The 228-nt window shown below is 58.8% G+C and carries 1 pseudogene; it reads right to left on the bottom strand.

The features are described from left to right. Positions 1-93 (bottom strand): annotated as a pseudogene (locus SB754_RS23530) (MarR family transcriptional regulator); the annotation flags it as partial. Positions 94-228: the final 135 nt, after the last annotated feature.

The following is a 228-nucleotide window of genomic DNA, read 5'->3' as shown; positions in this document are numbered from 1 at the left end:
CGGACGGTACGCGGCGGTGGTCGCCCGCGACGCCGAATACAGGGCGAAACAGAGTTGGCTGTCCAAACGAAGTGCGGTCACACCTCTGAACATAGTGCGCAATTTAGTTGTGCACAACCATTCTTGGTGAGTTCTCAGACTCGGTTGGCTTTGCGTCCGCATTCAGGTCGCTGTACGACCGAAAACGCCGGCGATGAACGCTGCCTGGCCGACGTGCTGGAGATCGTC

Origin of the sequence: Leifsonia sp. SIMBA_070, assembly GCF_046534635.1 — a bacterium.
GTDB lineage: Bacteria > Actinomycetota > Actinomycetes > Actinomycetales > Microbacteriaceae > Leifsonia.
Note: the sequence above shows the minus strand (reverse complement) of the source record. Positions and strands in the feature narration are given on the sequence as shown.